The sequence below is a fragment of the Clostridium estertheticum genome (assembly GCF_026650985.1).
In the GTDB taxonomy this organism is placed as follows: Bacteria; Bacillota; Clostridia; order Clostridiales; family Clostridiaceae; genus Clostridium_AD; species Clostridium_AD estertheticum_C.
The window spans coordinates 1,430,765-1,453,710 of record NZ_CP086239.1; the positions used below are offsets into that span (position 1 = coordinate 1,430,765).

The 22,946-nt window shown below is 33.5% G+C and carries 20 protein-coding genes, 5 riboswitches and 1 other annotated feature; all 20 genes read right to left on the bottom strand.

The genetic code is table 11. The annotated features are described in order from the left end of the window. Positions 1-34: 34 nt before the first annotated feature. The 20 genes from LL038_RS07120 to LL038_RS07215 all read right to left on the bottom strand — a co-directional run bounded on the left by LL038_RS07120 (position 35) and on the right by LL038_RS07215 (position 22,894). On the bottom strand, positions 35-685 hold the full coding sequence (locus LL038_RS07120; RefSeq protein ID WP_216121259.1) for a corrinoid protein: 651 nt from the start codon (positions 683-685) through the stop codon (positions 35-37). A gap of 87 nt (positions 686-772) precedes the next feature. After that, positions 773-1,004, bottom strand: a binding site (T-box leader). Between the two features lie 293 nt (positions 1,005-1,297). Beyond that, on the bottom strand, positions 1,298-2,476 hold the full coding sequence (locus tag LL038_RS07125; protein ID WP_216121257.1) for a trans-sulfuration enzyme family protein: 1,179 nt from the start codon (positions 2,474-2,476) through the stop codon (positions 1,298-1,300). A 204-nt stretch (positions 2,477-2,680) separates the two neighbouring features. Further along, positions 2,681-2,788, bottom strand: a riboswitch (SAM riboswitch). 23 nt (positions 2,789-2,811) lie between these two features. Beyond that, on the bottom strand, positions 2,812-4,095 hold the full coding sequence (locus LL038_RS07130; RefSeq protein WP_253200036.1) for an O-acetylhomoserine aminocarboxypropyltransferase/cysteine synthase family protein: 1,284 nt from the start codon (positions 4,093-4,095) through the stop codon (positions 2,812-2,814). A 141-nt stretch (positions 4,096-4,236) separates the two neighbouring features. Continuing rightward, a riboswitch (SAM riboswitch) is annotated at positions 4,237-4,337 on the bottom strand. Between the two features lie 471 nt (positions 4,338-4,808). After that, positions 4,809-5,255: an RrF2 family transcriptional regulator gene (locus LL038_RS07135; protein WP_216121255.1), complete on the bottom strand. Its 447-nt coding sequence runs from the start codon at positions 5,253-5,255 to the stop codon at positions 4,809-4,811. Between the two features lie 202 nt (positions 5,256-5,457). Continuing rightward, on the bottom strand, positions 5,458-5,880 hold the full coding sequence (locus LL038_RS07140) for a YbaK/EbsC family protein (protein ID WP_216121253.1): 423 nt from the start codon (positions 5,878-5,880) through the stop codon (positions 5,458-5,460). 46 nt (positions 5,881-5,926) lie between these two features. Continuing rightward, positions 5,927-6,097, bottom strand: coding sequence for a hypothetical protein (locus LL038_RS07145; protein WP_216121251.1), 171 nt, complete (start codon positions 6,095-6,097; stop codon positions 5,927-5,929). Between the two features lie 173 nt (positions 6,098-6,270). Continuing rightward, positions 6,271-6,381: riboswitch (SAM riboswitch) on the bottom strand. 27 nt (positions 6,382-6,408) lie between these two features. Then, positions 6,409-7,695 carry an O-acetylhomoserine aminocarboxypropyltransferase/cysteine synthase family protein gene (locus tag LL038_RS07150; protein ID WP_216121362.1) on the bottom strand — a complete coding sequence of 429 codons (1,287 nt, stop codon included), beginning with the start codon at positions 7,693-7,695 and terminating at the stop codon, positions 6,409-6,411. 138 nt (positions 7,696-7,833) lie between these two features. Next, positions 7,834-7,934: riboswitch (SAM riboswitch) on the bottom strand. Between the two features lie 220 nt (positions 7,935-8,154). Further along, positions 8,155-9,309 carry a RuBisCO large subunit C-terminal-like domain-containing protein gene (locus LL038_RS07155; protein ID WP_216121250.1) on the bottom strand — a complete coding sequence of 385 codons (1,155 nt, stop codon included), beginning with the start codon at positions 9,307-9,309 and terminating at the stop codon, positions 8,155-8,157. A gap of 24 nt (positions 9,310-9,333) precedes the next feature. Further along, entirely contained in the window at positions 9,334-10,341 is a 1,008-nt protein-coding gene (locus LL038_RS07160; protein WP_216121248.1) for a transketolase family protein, read from the bottom strand. A gap of 11 nt (positions 10,342-10,352) precedes the next feature. Then, positions 10,353-11,279 carry a transketolase gene (locus tag LL038_RS07165; protein ID WP_216121246.1) on the bottom strand — a complete coding sequence of 309 codons (927 nt, stop codon included), beginning with the start codon at positions 11,277-11,279 and terminating at the stop codon, positions 10,353-10,355. Between the two features lie 16 nt (positions 11,280-11,295). Further along, positions 11,296-12,366 carry an S-methyl-5-thioribose-1-phosphate isomerase gene (gene mtnA / locus LL038_RS07170; protein WP_216121244.1) on the bottom strand — a complete coding sequence of 357 codons (1,071 nt, stop codon included), beginning with the start codon at positions 12,364-12,366 and terminating at the stop codon, positions 11,296-11,298. Positions 12,367-12,379: 13 nt separating this feature from the next. Beyond that, positions 12,380-13,606 carry an S-methyl-5-thioribose kinase gene (gene mtnK / locus LL038_RS07175; protein WP_216121243.1) on the bottom strand — a complete coding sequence of 409 codons (1,227 nt, stop codon included), beginning with the start codon at positions 13,604-13,606 and terminating at the stop codon, positions 12,380-12,382. 15 nt (positions 13,607-13,621) lie between these two features. Further along, a complete protein-coding gene (locus tag LL038_RS07180; protein WP_216121241.1) occupies positions 13,622-14,605 on the bottom strand; it encodes an ABC transporter permease in 984 nt (327 codons plus the stop codon). A 1-nt stretch (position 14,606) separates the two neighbouring features. After that, a complete protein-coding gene (locus tag LL038_RS07185; protein WP_216121239.1) occupies positions 14,607-16,121 on the bottom strand; it encodes a sugar ABC transporter ATP-binding protein in 1,515 nt (504 codons plus the stop codon). A gap of 68 nt (positions 16,122-16,189) precedes the next feature. Further along, positions 16,190-17,338, bottom strand: a complete 1,149-nt coding sequence (locus LL038_RS07190; protein WP_216121237.1) for a sugar ABC transporter substrate-binding protein — start codon at positions 17,336-17,338, stop codon at positions 16,190-16,192. Positions 17,339-17,434: 96 nt separating this feature from the next. Further along, positions 17,435-18,274: a MetQ/NlpA family ABC transporter substrate-binding protein gene (locus LL038_RS07195; protein WP_216121234.1), complete on the bottom strand. Its 840-nt coding sequence runs from the start codon at positions 18,272-18,274 to the stop codon at positions 17,435-17,437. A 17-nt stretch (positions 18,275-18,291) separates the two neighbouring features. Then, on the bottom strand, positions 18,292-18,960 hold the full coding sequence (locus tag LL038_RS07200; RefSeq protein WP_216121232.1) for a methionine ABC transporter permease: 669 nt from the start codon (positions 18,958-18,960) through the stop codon (positions 18,292-18,294). Next, positions 18,957-19,736 carry a methionine ABC transporter ATP-binding protein gene (locus LL038_RS07205; protein WP_216121230.1) on the bottom strand — a complete coding sequence of 260 codons (780 nt, stop codon included), beginning with the start codon at positions 19,734-19,736 and terminating at the stop codon, positions 18,957-18,959. Before LL038_RS07205 ends, LL038_RS07200 begins: the two co-directional genes overlap by 4 nt. Positions 19,737-19,817: 81 nt before the next feature. Next, a riboswitch (SAM riboswitch) is annotated at positions 19,818-19,919 on the bottom strand. Positions 19,920-20,112: 193 nt separating this feature from the next. Beyond that, entirely contained in the window at positions 20,113-21,429 is a 1,317-nt protein-coding gene (locus LL038_RS07210; protein WP_216121228.1) for a nitrogenase component 1, read from the bottom strand. Next, positions 21,413-22,894 (bottom strand): nitrogenase component 1, encoded by a 1,482-nt coding sequence (locus LL038_RS07215; protein WP_216121226.1) that lies wholly within the window; start codon positions 22,892-22,894, stop codon positions 21,413-21,415. Before LL038_RS07215 ends, LL038_RS07210 begins: the two co-directional genes overlap by 17 nt. Positions 22,895-22,946: the final 52 nt, after the last annotated feature.

The following is a 22,946-nucleotide window of genomic DNA, read 5'->3' on the forward strand; positions in this document are numbered from 1 at the left end:
TTAAAATTAAGACAACTTTGAGTTAAAATGAGTTCTATGCTTGCACTAACCTTTTAGCAAGTTTTACAGCTTCTGCCGCATTTACTGAATATCCATCTGCTCCAATTTTATCTGCATACACTTGGGATATTGGGCCTCCACCTATCATAACCTTAAAATTTTCTCTTATATTTTCTTTATTAAGAATATCAATTACTTCACTCATACCTTCCATCGTAGTAGTCATAAGCGTAGAGATTACTATTATTTTAGCTTTTTCTTCTTTTGCCTTTTCTACAAAAACAGATGGTGGAACATCTCTTCCTAGATCAACAATATCAAAACCAGCAGTTTCTAGCATAATTTTTACAAGATTTTTACCTATGTCATGAGTATCACCTTCCACTACACCTATAATCACCTTTTGTTTGTCCTTATTATCTTTTGCTTTTAGATGTGGTTTAAGTACGTCTAGCCCTGCATACATAGCATCAGAGCATAACAAAAGTTCTGGAACAAAATACTCCTCTTCATCAAAAAGTTTTCCTGCTTGATCCATACCTGCTGACAATCCATTAACTATAGCCTCATAAGCATCCAAGTTTTCAGAAATGACCTGTTCACAAATTTCTACTGTCTCCTCTTCCTCCATATTTACTACAGTATCAGCTAATTTCTTATACAGTTCTTCTTTGTTGATTGACATTTTATAACCCCCATTTTATTATTGGTAATTTCTTACTACAGTTCACAATGAATATATTTTTAAAGTCAAAAAAGCAATACCCCCTGTTATAGAGGCGTCGCTTTTAAACTTCGCTGTCCCACTCTAATTGATTATAAATATGAATTAAATCCAAGCACAAAATGCTTTATCGCTTTAACGGGCGAACCCGTAGTCCCCTACTTTAATTTCAGGTCCATACTCCAAAGGGCACTTCATATATATTCAGGTAGAAGCTTCTCAGCAGCGCTCCCTCTCTGTACCCGTTCAACATAGTACTTTCCTTTTTCATCGTATTTCATAGTATTCATATAGGATTAGTTATAATTTTATTATATGCTATATTAAATTTTTGTCAAGCCAATTTAACAATATTAAAATATTTATATTTATTATCATATTTGTGTTCCATAATACTGTCTTATAGCATATATATACTTAATATTAATCTTTAATATTATATAAGAAGTTTTAGACGACTTAAAATTCCGGAATAATTCCAAAATTTAGCTATAATAAAAGAAAGGCCATTATTCTTATGGCCTTTCTTTGTTATACATTATTACTTATCTATATCAACAATTAACTTGCATACTATAATTCACTTTTTTTAAGTGCTTGATCTATATCAGCTATTATGTCATCTGGATCTTCTAGCCCGACACTAAATCTTAGATGTCCATTTTGAAATTCCTTTGGATAGAAATGATTTCTTTCATCCGTTGGTCCAGTATAAACTATAAGACTTTCATCATGGCCTATAGAAACCGCAGAAATTATGAGTTCTAAAGAATTTACAAACTTATTATGGGTTGTAACATCTGCCTTAAGTCCAAAGGACATTACTCCTGAGAATGCACTCATCTGTTTTTTTGCTATTTCATGTTGTGGATGACTTTTTAGTCCCGGATAAGCCACAAAACTTATTGATGAATGTGCTTCAAGAAATTTAGCTATCTTCAAGGCACTTTCACTGTGTTGCCTCATCCTTAGAGATAGTGTCACAGCTCCCCTCATTATTAGCCATGCATTGAATGGACTTATTGCACCTCCTATGTTTACCATAGCCTCACGTTTTATTTTATCTATTAATTCTTTTTTTCCTACTACCGCACCACCCATAGCATCTCCATGTCCATTAATATATTTTGTAAGGCTATGAATAACTAAGTCCGCTCCGAGTGCCAATGGCTGTTGCAAATAAGGTGTTCCAAAAGTGCTATCCACACTTAAAAGTACTCCAGCCGCTTTTGCTATTTTTGCTATTTCCTCTATATCACTTACTCTGGTAGTAGGATTTCCAGGCGTTTCTATATGTATAAGCTTTGTATTGGGCCGTATAGCTGCTTTAATCTCCTCTAGATTTGTTGTATCTACAAGACTTACTTCTGTACCATATTTCTCTGGAAAATATTGATTTAGTAGCCTGTAGACAGCTACATAGGAAACATTTGTACATATTATATGTGAGTCTGATTTAAGAAAAGTAAAGAATACTCCTGCAAGGGCCGCTACCCCCGTAGCTAAAACCACACAATCTTCTCCTCCTTCAAGCGTAGCTAATTTTTCCTGTAAATATATTTGATTTGCAGATGTAGTTCTAGTATAGATTAATTCATCCGTTCCACTCCAATTAAGTTTAGATGCATCATCTGGCAACCTGTAGCTGTTTGCCATAGTTAATGGCCTTCTAATAGCTCCTGTTTCTTTGTCAATACCATTGCCAGCATGAACACAATTTGTAATAAAATTTGAATATCTTTTATTAGTCATTACAATTCCCCCTTGTAAATTATGTTTGAAAAATCTCGTACCACATTTCTTATACTCATCTTTATTTCCTTTTATTAAGACATATTTACAATCTAATAAAATTTAGACTTCACTGTTTTAGGTAATAAAAAGCTGCTCTCACATAAGGAGATCAGCATAATTAACTTTAGTAAACAATATAATGTCCAATAAACTTTGCTAACATCCTTATCTTTCAGATTTTACAACCTGATGGAATTTACACCATTGCATTAAAAAAATGCTGGTTGTCGGGTATTATCGGGCCAGTCCCTCTACCTCTCTGGATAAGTTATATTTAATTATAATTATAATTACTATATTGTCTTATCAAGTGCCTGTTTTAAATCATATATAATATCGTCTATACCTTCAACACCAATTGAAAGTCTTATTAAATCTGGAGTAACTCCAGCTGCTTTTTGTTCCTCTTCATTAAGCTCTGCATGTGTTGTGCTTGATGGGTGAATTACAAGTGATTTTGCATCTGCAACATTTGCAAGTAATGAGAATAGTTCAACGCTATTAATAAATTTCTTTCCAGCCTCAAGTCCACCTTTTATTCCAAAAGTGAATATTGATCCTGCCCCCTTAGGTAGATATTTTTTAGATAATTCTTTATATTTACTTCCCTCAAGTTCTGGGTAATTAATCCATGCTACTTTGGGATGATTACTTAAGAATTCAACTACTTTTTTAGCGTTTGATACATGTCTCTCAACTCTTAAAGACAATGATTCGAGTCCCTGAAGAAATAAGAATGCACTCTGAGGGCTAAGTGTTGCACCAGTGTTACGTAGAAGTTGTACTCTAGCCTTTAAAGCAAATGCAGGGGCACCTAAATCTGCATATACAAGTCCATTATAGCTTTTATCTGGAGTTGTAAAGTCTGGGAACTTGCCACTCGCCCTCCAATCAAATTTACCTCCATCAACTATAACGCCACCAATAGTAGTTCCATGACCACCAATGAATTTTGTTGCAGAGTGGATAACTATGTCTGCTCCAAACTCAATTGGGCGTGATAGAAACGGAGTTGCAAATGTACTATCAATAATAAGTGGTATTTTATTCTCATGTGCAATGTTTGCTACTGTTTCTATATCTAAAATATTTATTTTTGGATTTCCTATTGTTTCACCATAAAGTGCTTTTGTTTTGTCAGTTATTGCTTTTCTAAAGTTTTCAGGATCATCTGGATCAACAAAAATTACGTTAATTCCAAGTTTTCTAAGAGTAACATTAAATAATTCATAAGTACCACCATATAATGTACTTGCTGATACTATTTCATCTCCCGCACTAGCTACATTAAGTATTGAATAGAATATTGCAGCAAGTCCTGATGCTGTAGCAAGTCCTGCTACACCACCTTCAAGAGCAGCTACTCTCTTTTCAAAAACATCTGTAGTTGGATTCATTATTCTTCCATACACATTACCTGGTTCTTTTAATTGAAATAAGTTTGCTGCATGATCTGCATTTTTAAATACAAAAGATGATGTTTGATAAATTGGAACTGCTCTTGATCCTGTAGTAGGATCTGGAACCTGCCCTGCATGTACTTGTAATGTTTCAAAACTTAGTTCTCTCTCGCTCATAATAATTTCTCCCCTTTTTATAAGTTATTTTTGATTTTAATATTTTGTATGATAAAAATGCCGCTATGATTTAAAACTTTTAAATAAAATAAAATCCCCCTATAGGCTAGCTATAGGAGGAGATTTCACCTGTCTATTAGCTTCCCATCTTCAAGGTTTAAACCTACTGGAATTAGCACCTTTAATTTAAATTAGGTTGCCGGGTTTCATAGGGCCAGTCCCTCCACCACTCTTGATAAGAAGTTTTTATTTAGTTGTACTTTTAACATTATTCACTATAATTATAAATTGTTTTATACTGTTTTATACTTACTATTAAGTGTTGTATGTCATTAATACCAAGTATTCATATATGTTTATTTGTATGTTGTTATTATGATAATACTATTTTAATATAATGTCAAGATTATTATTCATTTACTTATATATAAATCAAAAAAATAATAAATATCCCAAAAAATCTTTCCACAATGTATAACCCCTTTTGAACCACATTTAATAATGCATTATCAAAAAGTAATGAAGTTGCTTGCCATCTTTCATCAACAATTCAAGTGTAGAAAATTCAAAAATAAAATTGAGCTAAATTCAACCTAAATAAACACAATTTGCATTGAATGCAACTTGTGCCTTTTACTTTTAATTTAGATACCAATGATATTAAATGATATTAAATGATATTTACCACATTTCCCAATAAAATTATCCTATATTTATATTATAAAATCCATAGTATATTCTGAATTTAGATTTTTATACTTTTCTACGAGATCCTGTAATGTCACAGAATCCATAACAGTATTAATCTTTTCATTAACCTTCTTCCATACTATGGTGTTTATACAAATTTTTATAGTTTTATCAGATCCTAAAGCTCCATCATCATCTCCTGTAATGCCTAGGTCACCTTCAAGAATTCTTAAAACCTCACCTACTGTTATTTGAGAGGCCTCTTTTGCTAGTGTATAACCACCCTGTGACCCTCTTGCACTTTTTACAAGCTTAGCTTTTCTTAATATTGAGAACATCTGCTCCAAATAATTTTCAGAAATGACCTGTCTTTCAGCGATAATCTTTAATGGTATATATTCGCCAAATGAATGCACCGCAATATCAACCATTGCCCTTAAACCATATCTTCCTTTAGTAGAAATATTCATGTTAATTTAACTCTCCTCATATAATATAGCATGTAATTATTTGTATAAGAATGTATTACTATCATGATATTGTAAATTTAAAATAATGTCAAGCATTTGTTTATATGTATATTTCAACCTTTTAACCAATAAATTAAGGATACTATTTAAATATCACTCGGACAAAATCATCCATTAATAATTAGTAATCTCACCTTTAAATTTAATTTTCCCATATATCAATCCATTCTCCTCCGGTAATTTCCAGCATTTCGCTAGGTGTAACTTTAACAACATAATTTTTCATACCAGCACAAACTGATATATAATCATTCCCCTTCAATGAAATATCAATATAGACTTTCAAATCATTTTTCAATCCAAAAGGACTTAAGCCCCCTACTGGATGCCCTGTAATTTCTCTTGTTTCATTCTTGGTTAACTTACTTGGACTTGCTTTAAAATAGTGCAAAAACTTCCCTACACTTATTTCTTTCTCCTTGTCAGTTACAATTAGTATGATTTTTTCCTTTATCTTAAAAGCTAATGTTTGTGAACCACATGTCTTTCTGTCAATAAAACAGTTTACGATTGAGCATTCTAATCCTCTACTTAAGAAGTCCTGTACCACATTGCCTATACTCATCTTTTTTTCCTTTCATTAAAATATATTTAAATTATTTAAATTAAATTCATTTACTATGTTTGAATAGATATTCTCTAAGGCTTGATGCATGATCTGAATTTTTAAAAACATAATAAGCTGTTTCATAAATTGAGTCAGAAATTACTCCCGCAGTAGTCTCTGTGGTCTCCCCTTCATATAATTGTAATGGTTCAAAACCAATTTCTTCTTCAAACATAATATAATCTCCTTTCTAATTTTTATAAGGCATAAATTTATATAATAAAAATATTTTCTTCTAATATAACTAAATCTCCACTGTTTTGGGTAAGAAAAAGCTGCCCTCACATAAGGAGAGCAGCATAATTAACTTTAATAGACAAGATAATTGTCCAATAAAATTTGCTAACATCCTTATCTTTCAGATTTTATAATCGGATGGAATTGACACCATTGCATTTTTTTGAAAATGCTGGTTGTCGGGTATCATCGGGCCAGTCCCTCTACCTCTCTTGATAAGTCATATTTAGTTTTAAATAATACTTTGTATTATATTGTTTTATCAAGTGCCTGCTTTAAATCATATATAATATCGTCTATACCTTCAACACCAATTGAAAGTCTTATTAGATCTGGAGTAACTCCAGCTGCTTTTTGTTCTTCTTCATTAAGTTCTGCATGTGTTGTGCTAGATGGGTGAATTACAAGTGATTTTGCATCTGCAACATTTGCAAGTAATGAAAATAGTTCAACGCTATTAATAAATTTCTTTCCAGCCTCAAGTCCACCTTTTATTCCAAAAGTGAATATTGATCCTGCTCCCTTAGGTAGATATTTTTTAGATAATTCTTTATATTTGCTTCCTTCAAGTTCTGGGTAATTGATCCATGCAACTTTTGGATGTTTACTTAAGAATTCAACTACTTTTCTTGCATTTGAAACATGTCTCTCAACTCTTAAAGACAATGATTCGAGTCCCTGAAGAAATAAGAATGCACTCTGAGGGCTGAGCGTTGCACCAGTGTTACGTAGAAGTTGTACTCTAGCCTTTAAAGCAAATGCCGGAGCTCCTAAGTCAGCATATACAAGGCCATTATAGCTTTTATCTGGAGTTGTAAAATCTGGGAACTTGCCACTTGCCCTCCAATCAAATTTACCTCCATCAACTATAACTCCACCAATAGTAGTTCCATGACCACCAATGAATTTTGTTGCAGAATGGATAACTATGTCTGCTCCAAACTCAATCGGACGCGAGAGGTATGGAGTTGCAAATGTACTATCAATAATAAGTGGTATTTTATTCTCGTGTGCAATATTTGCTACTGCTTCTATGTCTAAAACATTTATTTTGGGATTTCCTATTGTTTCACCATAAAGTGCTTTTGTTTTATTTGTTATTGCTTTTCTAAAGTTTTCAGGATCATCTGGATCAACAAAAATTACGTTAATTCCAAGTTTTCTAAGAGTAACATTAAATAATTCATAAGTACCACCATATAACGTACTTGCTGTCACTATTTCATCGCCCGCACTAGCTACATTAAGTATTGAATAGAATATTGCAGCAAGTCCTGATGCTGTAGCAAGTCCTGCCACACCACCTTCAAGTTCTGCTACCCTCTTTTCAAAAACGTCTGTAGTTGGATTCATTATTCTTCCATACACATTTCCAGGTTCTTTTAATTGAAATAAGTTTGCTGCATGATCTGCATTTTTAAATACAAAAGATGATGTTTGATAAATTGGAACTGCCCTTGATCCTGTTGTAGGATCTGGAACCTGCCCTGCATGTACTTGTAGTGTTTCAAAACTTAATTTTCTCTCGCTCATAATAATTTGTCCCCTTTTTGTAAGTTATTTTTGATTTTAATATTTTGTATGATAAAAATACCGCTATGATTTAAAACTTTTAAATAAAATAAAATCCCCCTATAGGCTAGCTATAGAAGGACTCTTCCCCAATCTATTAGCTTCCCATCTTCAAGGTTTAAACCTACTGGAATTAGCACCTATATATTAAATTAGGTTGCCGGGTTTCATAGGGCCAGTCCCTCCACCACTCTTGATAAGAAGTTTTTATTTAGTTGTACTTTTCATATTATTCGCTATGATTATAAATTGTTTTATACTTACTTTAAGTATTACAAATCGTTAATACCTAGTATTCATATATGTTATTATTATAATATTACTATTTTAATATAATGTCAAGTATATTTTTCATTTTTTTGTAAATAAATGAATGAATTCACAATAAATTATTTCATCAACCCAGGTGATGATAGTTAATGCTTAATTTTCACTCAATTGCTCAATTAAGCTTCTAAAATACTTACTGTTTTCAATAATATCTGGTCCATGCTTAAATAGCCCTCCACCAATTAGAAATATTACATCATTTCCATACACTTTTAGTGATTCTGGAATACTTTCAAGACTCATTCCTCCTGCCGGACATGGAAAAATGTTTTTTAAGTTTCCAATTTTTTCTTCACAAGCATGTGCAATGCTTACACATTCCTCTCGAGTAAATGAAAAGCGTCCTCCAAAGTTTGGATATATAGTAGCATCAGCGCCAGCCAATCGAGCAATTTGTCCAAAAAGTGCCTGGTGAGAAATACCATTATTGCTCATGACATAACTTCCTTGGAAAGCCGGATGAGATATAATCGGAAGAGCAATGTGATCATCCTCTGCAATATCCTTCATAATATCTAACCCTGTGAGCCCAGGTGAAATAAGTAGTCCACCAGCTCCTAATTTTTTTGCCTTTAAGGCTCTTTTTACAACTTCACTGCTACCACTTGTAATATTCGGCATATATATTGATTTATACCCAGTTTCATTATTGGCCTTTTGAACAGCCTCAGAGCAAAGTTTTACTCTTTCCTCAAAAGGTGAGAAAGCTTGATTTGAAATTCCGTGATCATCTTTTATTATATCAATTCCTCCAAGCGCAAACTTGTAGGCTAACTCTGCCAATTCTTTATTTGTAAGCCCTAGAGGCTTGAGTGCAGTAAATAGCAACGGCCGTTTTTTTACTCCTAAAAGTTCTCGAAGGCCTTCTCTTCCAAACCTTGGACCTTTGAAGCTTTTTAATATAACTTCAGGCAGTTCTAGTCTTTCAACTCTTATACCAGGTTTTAAACTGATGTTTCCAAATACAATATTTAAAAACTGTGTGAATTCATTTGCGGTCCCTTCTGCAGGGTAACTTATTGATGTTTTAAAGCTTTCACTATCATAAGGTTCAAATGACTCTATTCTACCTACAATATTATCTGCAATCAAGCCTTCAGGCACCAATTCACCAGGAAATTCAACTGTCTGTTCAAGGCAAATATCTCTTGCCATTGCATAAGATTCATCTTTACTTCCCCAAATCTTATATATTACAATAAACCTTTCACAAGGCACCTTTAATTTACTTTCACCTGAAAAAAACATTTTTTTTGCCCTCCTGTATTTAATTTAAAGAGCTTCAGCTTTTGCCTTGCTATGAACATCAACAATATAGGCATCAGTTAACTCTTCTTCTTTTATGTTCAAATTCTTTCCTATTACTTTCTCAATTTCACTTATAAGAGCCATCGCATCCAAACCATATTCCTTCATTAAATATTGTTTGCTAGCTCCATGAACAAAAGTATCTTTTATTCCTATTTTTGTAAGTTTTTTACCTAACCCAACTTCAGCCAACTTTTCTGAAATTATTGTACCAAGGCCTCCAGTAATAGAATGATTCTCCATAGTTATAACACCGTATTTAGATTTTGAAATTGCTTCTAAAACGGATTCATCGCTGAATGGTTTTAATGTAGAAATATGCAAATGATGTATAGAAACACCCTTTGATTTTAATGCTTTTGAAGCACGCATTGCCTCCTCAGTACATATACCACTTGTTAATAGTACAATATCTGTACCTTCACTAATTACTCTTGCTTTACCAAACTGCATTGGCTGCGTAGAGGGGAATAATCTTGGCATTTCTCCTCTTAATATTCTTATGTATACCGGACCGTTTATTGAATCTGCTACATCTAGCACTGATTCCACATCCGTTGCATCCCCGCATTCTAAGATAGTCATATTAGGAAGAGATCTCATAACAGATATATCTTCTATTGCTTGATGAGTTGCCCCACCGGGAGTCATTATACCTGGTAAAAATCCAAACATTTTAACTGGCAAATTAGGATAAGCTATTGACATAGCTATTTGATCATAGGCTCTTCTATATATGAAAACCGCAAAAGTGTGCACAAATGGCTTGAAGCCTTCACGGGCTAACCCTCCAGCAAAGCTCATCATATTTTGTTCTGCTATCCCCATCGAAAAGAATCTCTCAGGATATGTGTCCCTAAATAAATCTATTTCTGTTGAACTTGTTAAATCTGCTGAAAGTACTAATACTTCCGGTTTATCTTTAGCCCATTTAACTAAATTCTTTGAATGTACTTTAGTTTGAATTTTCATGTATGTCCTCCTTACCTTGCACTCTTATTAATTTTTTTATATTCTATTCTATAAGTTTCTCGTTCCTCTTCACTGTTAAATCTTACGTAATGAAGTTTCGGAATTCGCTTCTTCAAAATATCAATATCTCTACAGGGGTCTGTATCACAAAGTATAAAGGTAGGCCTTCCATCAGGTTTCAGCTTTCCAAGAGCAGCCAAAACATCAACATTGTGCCCATCCACTCTGAATACTCTTGCTCCAAAAGCTTCCAATCTCTTATCAAAGGGCTCTATGTTCATAACTGTCGTCATCTTACCATCACATTGATAGCCATTTATATCTACATAAGCCAGCATATTATCCAACTTGTGATATGACATAGACTGAACAGCTTCCCAAAACTGACCTGTCTGGCACTCACCATCAGATAAAAATAAGACTACTCTTCCAGTCTCATTCTTTAGCTTTCTTGCTAATGCAATACCTGCAGCCTGACTTATTCCTTGTCCTAATGATCCCGTCATGATCTCCAGTCCTGGCGAGTGCTCAGCGCCAATCATTTCCACTACACCACCGTCTTTGTTAAATTCATCTAACCCATTTTCGACCATCCTGCCAACCTGAATTAGCGTTGTATATAGCACCAATGAGTATTGTGAAGGTGAGAGAATAAATCTATCATATGTTTTTGATTTACTACCATTAAATGCTGCACCTGTGAAGTAGCTATCATTATTGGGTCCAGGAACACCTGGAAAATCTCCAGGTACTAATGGTCCTTTTAACTTCTCTATGTTTAATATGTTTAAATACAATGTTGCGAATATCTCTGCTGACGAACATGCCTGGCTTAGATATCCTCCATTATTCTTTATTGTATGTTCCATAACACGACGCCTTATTCCAGCTGCAGCATTATATATTTCCTGTTGCCATGTTAATTTTAATTTTGTCATAATTTACACCTCATTCTTAAAATATTTTAGAAAGATTTTCCTCATAAGGGGGATAGACTATACCTTTTTCTGTAATAATTGCAGTTATTATTTTATTATCTGTAACATCAAAACATGGATTATAGGTTTTAACTCCTTCTGGAGCCATAGGTTTTGAATACCACTTAGAAGTTATTTCTTCTCCACTACGTAATTCTATATCAATTTCATCACCATTTTTACATTTTAGATCTATAGTTGATAATGGTGCACATACATAAAAAGGTATATTATAATACTTTGCTAATATGGCAACACCAGACGTTCCTATTTTATTTGCTACATCCCCATTGGCAGCAATCCTATCACAGCCTACTAATACAGCTTGAATCTTTCCCTGCTTCATAACTATGGAAGCCATATTGTCACATATAAGTGTTACATCAACACTTGCTTCTTTAAGTTCCCATGCAGTAAGCCTTGCTCCCTGAAGTAATGGTCTTGTTTCATCTGCAAATACCTTAAAATCGTACCCTCTAGCATTGCCAATATAAATTGGTGCTAAAGCTGTACCTAGCCTAGCTGTTGCTATTGTCCCCGCATTACAATGAGTAAGTATTCCCCAGCCTGGCTGAAGTAATGATAATGTATTATTACCAATAGCTTCACATACATGTGCATCCTCAAAATGAATTTTTTCAGCCTCATCCTTAAGATTGACTTTTATTTGTGCTATCTCTTTATGTTTTTCAGCATTTAATCTATTTTCCATCCTATCTAATGCCCAAAATAAATTTACAGCTGTAGGTCTTGCAGATGCAAGATAGTCTTTGCCTTTTTTAAAATCTACAAATAAATTTTCGAATGAAGTAGCACTAGAAGCTTTAGTCCATAGGTATATTCCAAAAGCTGCTGTTATACCTATAGCTGGCGCTCCTCTTACCCTCAAAGAATGTATTGCCTCCCATATATCTTCAAGTTTTTTAACTTCTAAAAATATTTTTTCATTTGGAAGCAATGTTTGATCTAAAATTATTAAGGTATTATTGCAATCGTCAAGCTTTACCGATTCAATGAATGTAATACCTAAATCATAATATTTATCCATAATACACCTTCTATTAGTTTATATTATTCTCAAATTCTTTTACTATCTTTATAAAATCTGCACCGGTTTTAAAAATTTCCCTGCTCATAATGAATTTTTTACCTGACGAAAGACAAATTTTTTCTGCCCTTGCTCTCTTTTCAATATTATTTATTGATGTTATATCTTTAACGTGGGCAAGGCCTATTATTCTTCTGCATAACTCACATCCTGTAATTGCGGCAGTATCTTTTAAAATATTACCAATGTAATATTCCTTAAATCCCTTATAGTTTGCAGTTTCTTCAGTAACCCTTTCTATCCAAAGAGCATTAAACTTAAATATAAATAAATCCACTACTTGCACAATAGTTTCCTCAAGCCACTCCTTATATTCTTTCTTTTCATAAAGATCGTCTATGGTAGCCTCTGCATTTTCATATGCAAAGATTAAGTTTCCAATAAGATTACCAAGATCATACCCCGCTGGTCCATAGAATGCGAATTCAGGATCAATTACCTTTGTAGGATTTTCTTTAACGAATATGGAACCAGTATGGAGATCACCGTGAATAAGTGATTGAGCATTAGTCATAAATTCAAATTTTAGCTTGGCAGTTTCTAAAAGTAGCTTTTCATCGCCCCAAAGCTCTTTCTGCGCGAACTCTCTTGTTGTATCTATAACATCATTTCTTGTACAATCATAAAAAGGCTCTGTATATACAAGGTCCTCTGTTATTTCACATAAATCTGGATTAATAAAGTTTTTAATTAGCTCTTTCTTATCCTTATGGTTCATTACTACATCAGAAGTTAAAAGCAATGTATTAACAATAAATGTAGTAATGTGATCAGCAAATAAAGGGAATTTTTTATGATCTATAAGAGCTTGTCGCATTATTACATGATCTGAAAGATCTTCCATTGCAGTGCAGTTCATAATGGAATCATAATTGTATACTTTAGGTACAAAACCTTCTGCTAATGTATACTGAAGTTTTAATATATCGCTCTCTATTCTGTTGCGGTCCGGAGATACATTAAATTCATCAGATATCCTAGCGAATGGCCCTGCCTGTTTTATAATAATGGATTTCTCTGACTTTGAATCAATAATTCTAAAAACATAATTTAAATTTCCGTCTCCAATTTCCTTGCAGCTAAGATCAGCATCTAAATCAAAGTAATTCAATACTGAGGTTGCATAGTCTAGTGCCTGTATCTCATTCATAGTAAAATAGCCCTCTGTAAAAATCGACATATTCTCCCCCCTAAATTATTTTCTTCTCCAATAGGTAAGTGTTAATGCAAAAGTCAATACAAGTCCTTTTACTATATCCATCATATAATAAGGAACTGATAACATAATAAGCCCGTTTTGAAGTATTCCAATTAATATAGCTCCTGCAAAAGTACCCAGTGCATTTGGTTTACCAACACCACCTACTGAAAATCCTATATAGGCAGCAGCTACAGCATCCATAAGATATGGCGCTCCTGCATTTACTTCTGCTGTCTGTATTCTTGCGGCCAAAATTATGCCTCCTATTGCTGCAAATAACGCAGAAAGTAAATATGCATACATTTTATACTTATTTACTGGTATGCCCGAAAGTCTAGCCGCTTCTATATTTCCACCTATTACATACATATATCTTCCATGCTTGGTTTTTGTAAGAAATATGTGAACTACAATAATTATAATAAGCATTATTACTATTATCCATGGTACTTGGCCAAGTTTTACAAAAAAATCTGGTATATTACCACTGGCAAAAGTCCCGTTTGGCATAACCATGTTCCGAGATATAGTCGCTCCTCTTGTATAAGTTAATGCTACTCCTTGAAAGATGAACATAGTCGCAAGTGTTAACAACATATCGGGTATTTTCATCTTTACTATTAATATTGAATTTATTAACCCTATAAAAACTCCTGCAGCTAGCGCAATTGTAATTGACTTCCATGTTACTTGATTGTGCCAAACAAACATTGATAAAACTACCGCATTTGCCACTGAAGCAATAGAACCTACTGACAGATCGAAACCACCTACTGTAAGAGAAATAGTAATACCAATAGCTATTATTGCTACTATTGAAATAGAACGTAGAATATTAACTATATTGGATGGCTGCAAAAAGTTTTTCTGTGCGACTCCGAATATTAATATTAGTAAAAATATAATTACTAATGTTCCATACTTGTATAAAAAATCAAAAAATTCGAATTTCTTTTTTACTTTACTATCCAAACTCATGCTACTTGCCCCCTGTGGAATAAAACAATAATTCCTCTTCGCTTGTATTGTTGGTATCAAGCTCTTTTTCTATCTTGCCATCGTATATAACATAAACTCTATCTGTTATACCCATAATTTCTGAAAGTTCACTGGATGCATAAATAACTCCTTTACCATCCATAGCTAACTTATTTATTAAGTTAAATATCTCTCTCTTTGCCCCCACATCAACACCCTTTGTGGGTTCATCAAATATAAATATTTTGGCATCTGTATCTAGCCATTTACCTATAACAACCTTTTGTTGATTTCCTCCAGAAAGTAATCCTACTACACGGTTTTCATCCGGAGTTTTTATACCTAGAGTCTTTATAATTTTTTTTGCAACTTTTCTTTCTCCTTCAAATTCTAAAAATCCGAAAAGATTGCTAAAGCTTTCAATATTTGTAGCCGAAATATTTGTTATAATGGATTCATTAGCTAAAATCCCTTCCTTACGCCTCTCTTCTGGAATAAGAGCCAATCCACTCCGTACTGCATCGTAAGGACTTTTTAATATAACTTCCTTTCCTTCTAATATAAATTTACCATATGTTAACTTAGCGTCTCCAAATAAAGCCTTACAAAGCTCTGTTTTACCTGCTCCAACCAAACCAGCAACGCCAATAATCTCTCCCCGATGTAACTGCAAATTAATATCATTAAGTTTATTTTTGTCTTTTAAATTTATTACTTCTAAAATTTTCTCTCCTTTTGTTCTATTACGCTTTGGAAAAATCTCTCCAAGTTTCCTTCCAAGCATATCCTCAACAATTTGATTTTGAGTTGTTTCAACTATATTTCTTTTTACAACGATTTTCCCATTTCTCATAACTGTTACTTCATCACATATCTTAAATAATTCTGGTAATCGATGTGATATAAAAATAATGCCTACATTATCTTTTTTTAACTCATTTACCACACGAAATAATTCTCCAGTTTCAAAATGACTCAGTGGCGCTGTAGGTTCATCTAAAATCAAAAGTTTACATTTTCTGCATATAGCACGGGCAATAAGAACCATTTGCTTTTGTGCAAGTGTTAATTCATATATATATTTTTTTGTAGATATATTTACATTTAATTTTTTTAGAGTCTCTGCTGCCTGCTTATGAATATCTTTCCAATTCAAAAACAGTTTATTTTTCATATTATTAACAATATCGTCCAAGAGTATATTTTCACCTACAGTTAAATATGAAATCAAAGCTATATCTACTTCCTGATAAACAACCTGAATTCCAAGTTTTTTTGCATCCGCTGGGATCTTTATAATTGATTTGCTTCCATCAATAAAAATATCACCAGTAAAATGATTATATGCCCCAGACAATACATTCATTAGCGTGGATTTACCCGCTCCATTAGCTCCGACTATCGCTTGAACTTTTCCTGTCTCTGCAGTAAAGTTTACATTATCAAGAGCTTTTACACCTGGAAACTCAATAGAAATATTTCTCATATCTAAAAACAATGCATTTAAACTATTCATAATATACCTTCCCTAATAAGTACAACCATTGAAGTAATAAACTCATCTTAAACTTCACTGGTTGTTATTTATTTTTTAAATTTATTTTGTTTTAATGTATTCATCCAAGGTTCTTGAAATGCTGTAGTTGTGCCCCAGCCAGGAATAATTTTAGACAAATTCTGCATATTAACAGTAGTTCCTGCATTATTAAGTTTTTCTTGTGTTATTAGAGCTGCTTCTAAATCATAATATTTAGGCGTATCCTCACCAGCAATTTTTTTAAGTAAAATTCTAAGATCAACAGCTCCTATAAGCTTTGGATCAACCGCTGATGTACTAACCCACGAACTACCCTTTTGTTGAATAGCCTGTAGATCAGCATTTGATACATCTATGCCATATATCTTAATTTCGCTGCGGCCAGCCTCCTTAACTGCGCGTTGAGCACCAATTGCAAAAGCATCCCACGACGCAAATATCGCATCTATTGTACCTTTTGGATGCTTTGCAAGCATAGCCGCTACTGCATTTTGAGTTTGAACAGATGTGTCAGACGACGCAACTCCAAATCTTTCAACTTCCTTAAGACCAGGATATTTTTCTAACATAGCTTTATATTCTCTATTTCTGTTAACCATTGGAGGAAATCCATCAACCCATAAGTATATAATATTAGCCTTGCCATCTTTGTCTTGAATAAGCTTCTTTAAAGAAAGAAGTGCCAATGCTTCATCATCTTGTGAGGTAAGTGTTACTCCGCTAATTTTAGATATGTCTGCATTAGAGTCAAATGTTACAACCGGTATACCCTTTGCAGTAATCTTTTTTACATCGTCTACTGTTGCGACGTCATCTCCATGAGATATGATAAACCCATCATAGTTCTTTTCTAATGCCTGGTTTATTGCATCATGAAATTTTGCACTATCTCCATTGGCGGTAAAAGTATCAACAGTTATACCATAAGACTCACCTTCCTGTTTTGTTCCTGCTAAGAATTGAGCAGTATGATCATCACCACCAATTTTTCTAACAACCATTATTTTAAGTTGTTTACCTGCTATCTTGCTTGGGATCGCAGAGGTTACAGCGGCTTTTGTAGCTGTATTGCTATTTTGAGTTGAACTTGATTGCATAGTAGCACTTTCTTTAGTAGTCTTCTGCGCGCAGCCTGTTAAAGTAACAGTCCCGATTGTAAATAATGCAAGTAAGATTGCTAATGTTTTCTTTTTCATATTAATAAACCTCCAGGATATATTTAGAATGCAAATGATAACTACATAATGTCATTAAAATGAACTTATTGTAATACTAAATTTAATAATCATTTACTAAAAAGCTGGAACAACTGCAACTCCATATTTATCTTTAATGAATTTTTTAACCTCTGCCGACTGTAATACTTTTACGAACGTTTTAATTTCTGGTCTAGACTCATCACCTTGTCTTACGACGATTATATTAGCATAAGGTGAATTTTCATCTTCTCTAAATATTGCTGATTTTGGATCTATTTTGGCATCTAATATGATATTAGTATTGATTATTGCCCCATCTATATCAGGTAGCACTCTTGGCAATTGAGCTACATCAACCTCTTGAAATTTTAATTTCTTAGGATTTTCAACTATATCTTTTGGTGTTGCACTATAGTTCGCAATTCCTGTTTTGAGCTTTATAAGGCCCTTTAATTGTAAAAGTGCAAGTGCTCTATACTCATTAGAAGGATTATTTGGAATACCAATTGTAGCACCAACTTTTAATTCTCCTATTGTTTTAATTTTTTGTGAATAAAATCCTATTGGCTCTACATGAATCTTTCCTACATTTGCAAATTTATAACCTTTTTCTTTCACTACTGAATCAAGATAAGGCACATGTTGAAAATAATTAGCATCTATCTGCTTTTCATCTAATGCTGGATTTAATTGTGCTTCATCATCTAAAGTTTTTACTACAAGGTTAATCCCTTGAGCTTTAAGCAAAGGTTTTGCAAAATTTAATATTTCTGCATGTGGAACTAATGCCGCCCCAACCGTTAACGTTACCTCTTTAGCTGCAACAGTTGTTGTCTCTTTTGCTTTTGTAGCCGCCTGCTTTGAACCACAACCTGCTAATACCCCTACGATTAATACTGTCCCTAAAACTAGTGCTAATATTTTCTTATTCATTTTAAATGCCCCCCTAATTATTCGAATTTATATCTTTTTTTATTAATTAATTTTGCAATATGATCTCCTATAAACTGAATTAATTGAACTATTATTACTAAAACTATTACTGTAGCAATTAATACATCTGTTTGAAATCTCTGATATCCAAATCTAATTGCAGTACTTCCAAGCCCACCTGCACCTATTGCTCCAGCGATTGCAGTGAAACCTACAATTGATATGATTCCTATGGTTATACCCCTTACTAAAGACGGAAGTGCTTCTGGTATTAGAACTTTAACTATAATCTGAAATGGACTAGCCCCAACCGCTTGCGCTGCTTCTATCTTCCCATGTGCCACTTCTTTTAAAGAATTTTCGATTATTCTTGCTAGGAATGGTGCTGAACCAATAGATAATGGTACTATTGCTGCATTAGTGCCAAGTGTAGTTCCAATTACTAATCTAGCTAAAGGTAATAAAATAATAATTAGTATGATTTCTGGTAAAGACCTAATAACGTTAATTATTGTTCCAAGAAACTTATTTGTTTTTGGAAGTGATACAATATTTCCTTTATCACTAACCGCTAATATAACTCCCAATGGAAATCCAATAAGTAATCCTATTAAAGTAACAAGTACAACCATATAAAGTGTCTCAAGTGTTGCTGTTGAAAGCATATCGACTAAATCATTACTCATATAATGTCACCTCCAGACAATTCCTTTCCCTTTTGTAAACTATTAGTTATACTTATGAATTTTTTAGCAGTATCACTTTTCGGATTAAGAAATAAACTTTCAGTGGCACCTCTTTCAACAATTTTCCCATGTTCAAGTACAGCCATATTGTTTGTACTATATCTAAGAACATCTAACTCATGTGTAATAAGTACAATAGTCAAATTCAATTTTTTATTAATCTTCTTTAAAAGTTCTAAAATAGAAAAAGTGGTCTGTGGGTCGAGTGCTGAAGTAGCTTCATCACTTAAAATCACATCTGGATTATTTGCTAATGCTCTTGCAATTCCCACCCTTTGTTTTTGACCACCACTAAGTTGTAGTGGATATGCATTTTTTTTATCATTTAATTCAACAAGTTCAAGTATTTCATCGACTCTTTTTTTAATTTCTCCTTTCTTCCATCCTGCTACTTCTAAGGAAAATGAAATATTTTCGAACACAGTTCTTGAATCAAGTAAATTAAATTGTTGAAATATCATCCCAATCTTTTTTCTTGCCACCCTTAGTTCATTTTTGCCAAGCGATGTAATTTCAGTGTCTCCTATAAATATTTTTCCTGAATCAGGTTCCTCAAGACGGTTTATGCATCTTACCAAAGTGGATTTTCCAGCCCCACTAAATCCTATTATCCCAAATATATCCCCCTTCTCTATTTCAAGATCTATATTTTTAAGAACCTCGATATTTCCATAAGGTGTATTGAACGTTTTACTCAGGTTATTAATCTTAATCATGTTTTTCGTCTTACCCCCTCTTAAACGAATAAAATCCTCCTATAGGCTAGCTATAGAAGGACTCTTTCCCAATCTATTAGCTTCCCATCTTCAAGGTTTAAACCTACTGGAATTAGCACCTTTAATTTAAATTCAGGTTGCCGGGTTTCATAGGGCCAGTCCCTCCACCACTCTTGATAAGAAGTTTTATTTAGTTTTAAATTTCAGAAAATACAAAACCGCAATTTACAGTATCATTTGCTTTAAATTTACTATAAGTAAATTCAAACTTTAATACCTAGTAATCATATATGTTTATTTGTGAATTTCTGTTATTATTATAATAATGTTATTATAGAAGAATGTCAAGCATTTATTTTATCATTACGTATTTATTTTATCTATAAGTATTTAATACTCCGTCATATATGTCCTCAATAGCTCTAAGTCCACCATTATAACCTGCATATCCACAGTTTAGTGTAAGCCTATATGCTACCGGAACACTAACAATAAGAAGGTCCGCGCCTATATCTGTTGCAAGATCCCGGTCCCAACCACTCCCTAGTATGAGTGCTCGATTTTTATTATTATCTTTCCTTATTTCCTCTTGCACCTCACCTCCATCAACTTGAAATTCAACCTTTGAAGATCTAAATTCAGATATTTTATTAAACTGTTCTATTATAGCTTCCCTATATTCCTCGGGAGTATCATCAATTATAAATTGCTTTGCAGGTATTATACCTAGCTCATTAAGAAGAAACTTTGAAAATCCAATTGAATAAGATGCATCGAGAATAGTATAGAACCTTCGTGGGAGACCATACCTAAATTCAAGCATAAAATCAGCTGTCCTTTCAATGTATGAATAAAATTTTTCTTCCTCCTTCTTTATAAATGCTTCAGCAATTATTTTATCAAGCTTTGCAAATTCGCTTACCTGGTGTAAGAATTTAGAAGTTTCTCCGCCCCCAATAGGAAGGTAAGGGAAATGTACATATGGAGTACCATATTTTTCTTCAAGATGCTTTGCAGTATTTAATCCCACCCAAGTACTTACAACAATATTAAATTGAGCATTAGGTATGGTTTTCCATTCTTCTATTCCACCAGATTCATGCCCAAAAAGAATGTTTACCTTAAGTCCTATTCCTTCAAGAACTCTTTTTATTTCTTCAAGGTTACCGTTCCAATAGGGATCTTGATAAGGAATTGTAACAAATACATTTACTAAGCCTTTTTCAATTTTAACTTTTGTTTTATATTTATCAACATATTGATCAATTATGGCATTTACAACAATATCGTGACTGACATAATTATTACTTTTAAAACCACCTGTCTCAGCGTATACAATGATTTTTCCTTGTTTTTGATATTCAGTAGTTACACTTTCTATATCGTCACCAACAATATCAGAAGTGCATCCAGTAAGAACAACATAAAGTTCTGCATCTATTACCTTAAATGCCCCTTCAATTACACTTCTAAGCTTATCTTCTCCACCAAAAATGACTTCAGTCTCACCGGCATTAGTACATGGTATTGTATTTCCGCCTGCATATCCTTCCCCCTGACCTATAAGGCTACTAATTTTCCCACTACACCCTGGCCCTGAATGCAAAATTGGGACAGCTTTTTTAATAGCAACTACAGTCTGTTGCGCTCCTAATGCACAAGAATACCTTGGTTGTTCAATAAAGTTCGACATTAGTATTACCTCCTAGAAAAGTAAATGGATCTTGCTCAAGCCACCATTTTGTATATGGCATAGTACTATGTTTTGCTAAATTAGTTACAAATTCTTTATTATCAAGAGTCTCAACTATTCTCTCAGCATAGTTGAGTACTCCCTGATACCCAAAACCGAACTGTTCATCGCCGATTAATAAAGTAGGAACTCCGAGTTTTGCCCCCCAAAGTGTCATTCCTCCATGCCTTGCTATCATAATATCAGGCTTTAATCTATTTAAAATATTTACAAGCTCATATGCTTGCTTGTTACAAACATTATAATTCTTAACATCACCATAATTTTTAACATCTTGAGCTAACGCATCAGATGTACTTTCTCCATTGTCATATACTGGGTCGTGATGGAAAATAGCTGCACCTTGAACCTCAAATCCTAATTCACGAAGTAGTGCGATGATAGCATGACCATGAGCGGCTCCAGCTGTAAGATATGCTGTTTTCCCCTTAAATATTGAACGGTATTCTTCTATTATCGGAATAATTCTTTTGTGTTCCTCTTTTATAATTTCTTCTATTTCGTCTTTTCTATTAAGTACTGTGCCAAGTTCTCTCATCCATGTATCAGTTCCAGCTATTCCATAACCAGGTGGAGATTTCATTTCTGGCACTCCATATACTTGTTCAAGTGCTGCTCCTAAATATGTTCCAAGTGTTGGGCAAATCTCAATAGTCGCTGATGCTTCTGAAATATACTTTAACTGAGATATCGTTGTAAAAGGAACAATATATTCTGCTTTATATCCAAGTTTCTCCAGCATCTCATCAAAAATATGTTCTCCCCAAAAATTTATTATATTTACTTTATTTGTTTTCTTTCTTGGTGGTTTTACTATTTTTCTAACAATTGAATGGTATGCTGCATCAAAACCTGTTGTCCAAATTTTAGACTTAAATCCTTCACAAAAACATGTAACAACTGGTATACCAAGTTCCTCAGTAAGTTCATTTGCTGCGCCCTCAACATCGTCACCTATTATTCCAGATGCACAAGAAGTTGTAATAAATATTGCCTTCGGATGTACTCTATCGTATACCTTATGAACTGTGCTTTTAAGTTTTCCTACTGCCCCAAATACAGTATCCCTTTCTTCAAGATTTGTATTGAAATATCTTCCGATTGTAGACGGGAGTCCTCTTTGCATCTGTCCTACCCTGTACACAAAATTATATCCAAAGAAGTCTCCTGCACAACCTATTGGTGCATGATTTACAATTGCAGCATCCTTTATCATAGAAAGCTGACAAAATGCCTTACCCGAAGTACAGTCTAGGCACTGGCTAAAACTTCTTGAACAGTCATGAAGTTTTCCTGCATGTGCGCATTTTACAAGTTCTCCCGCAGTACCATTAAATCCCGTTATAGATCCAAGACGGGCTTCACGTATAGTTACTGCTGGATCTTCAAGATTAATTTTCCCCATTATCGAACCTCCATATTTTTTGACATTAAATTTAGGTGAAATAAAAAGGGCA

What these genes read in the sequence shown, in the direction of transcription:
- mtnA (WP_216121244.1), bottom strand. Translation starts at nt 12,366, where the DNA reads ATGGATAAATATTATGATTTAGGTATTACATTCATTGAATCGGTAAAG.
- LL038_RS07195 (WP_216121234.1), bottom strand. Translation starts at nt 18,274, where the DNA reads ATGAATAAGAAAATATTAGCACTAGTTTTAGGGACAGTATTAATCGTA.
- LL038_RS07140 (WP_216121253.1), bottom strand. Translation starts at nt 5,880, where the DNA reads ATGAGTATAGGCAATGTGGTACAGGACTTCTTAAGTAGAGGATTAGAA.
- mtnK (WP_216121243.1), bottom strand. Translation starts at nt 13,606, where the DNA reads ATGTCGATTTTTACAGAGGGCTATTTTACTATGAATGAGATACAGGCA.
- LL038_RS07200 (WP_216121232.1), bottom strand. Translation starts at nt 18,960, where the DNA reads ATGAGTAATGATTTAGTCGATATGCTTTCAACAGCAACACTTGAGACA.
- LL038_RS07125 (WP_216121257.1), bottom strand. Translation starts at nt 2,476, where the DNA reads ATGACTAATAAAAGATATTCAAATTTTATTACAAATTGTGTTCATGCT.
- LL038_RS07190 (WP_216121237.1), bottom strand. Translation starts at nt 17,338, where the DNA reads ATGAAAAAGAAAACATTAGCAATCTTACTTGCATTATTTACAATCGGG.
- LL038_RS07135 (WP_216121255.1), bottom strand. Translation starts at nt 5,255, where the DNA reads ATGAATATTTCTACTAAAGGAAGATATGGTTTAAGGGCAATGGTTGAT.
- LL038_RS07210 (WP_216121228.1), bottom strand. Translation starts at nt 21,429, where the DNA reads ATGTCGAACTTTATTGAACAACCAAGGTATTCTTGTGCATTAGGAGCG.
- LL038_RS07180 (WP_216121241.1), bottom strand. Translation starts at nt 14,605, where the DNA reads ATGAGTTTGGATAGTAAAGTAAAAAAGAAATTCGAATTTTTTGATTTT.
- LL038_RS07215 (WP_216121226.1), bottom strand. Translation starts at nt 22,894, where the DNA reads ATGGGGAAAATTAATCTTGAAGATCCAGCAGTAACTATACGTGAAGCC.
- LL038_RS07120 (WP_216121259.1), bottom strand. Translation starts at nt 685, where the DNA reads ATGTCAATCAACAAAGAAGAACTGTATAAGAAATTAGCTGATACTGTA.
- LL038_RS07205 (WP_216121230.1), bottom strand. Translation starts at nt 19,736, where the DNA reads ATGATTAAGATTAATAACCTGAGTAAAACGTTCAATACACCTTATGGA.
- LL038_RS07130 (WP_253200036.1), bottom strand. Translation starts at nt 4,095, where the DNA reads ATGAGCGAGAGAGAACTAAGTTTTGAAACATTACAAGTACATGCAGGG.
- LL038_RS07165 (WP_216121246.1), bottom strand. Translation starts at nt 11,279, where the DNA reads ATGACAAAATTAAAATTAACATGGCAACAGGAAATATATAATGCTGCA.
- LL038_RS07145 (WP_216121251.1), bottom strand. Translation starts at nt 6,097, where the DNA reads ATGTTTGAAGAAGAAATTGGTTTTGAACCATTACAATTATATGAAGGG.
- LL038_RS07155 (WP_216121250.1), bottom strand. Translation starts at nt 9,309, where the DNA reads ATGTTTTTTTCAGGTGAAAGTAAATTAAAGGTGCCTTGTGAAAGGTTT.
- LL038_RS07160 (WP_216121248.1), bottom strand. Translation starts at nt 10,341, where the DNA reads ATGAAAATTCAAACTAAAGTACATTCAAAGAATTTAGTTAAATGGGCT.
- LL038_RS07185 (WP_216121239.1), bottom strand. Translation starts at nt 16,121, where the DNA reads ATGAATAGTTTAAATGCATTGTTTTTAGATATGAGAAATATTTCTATT.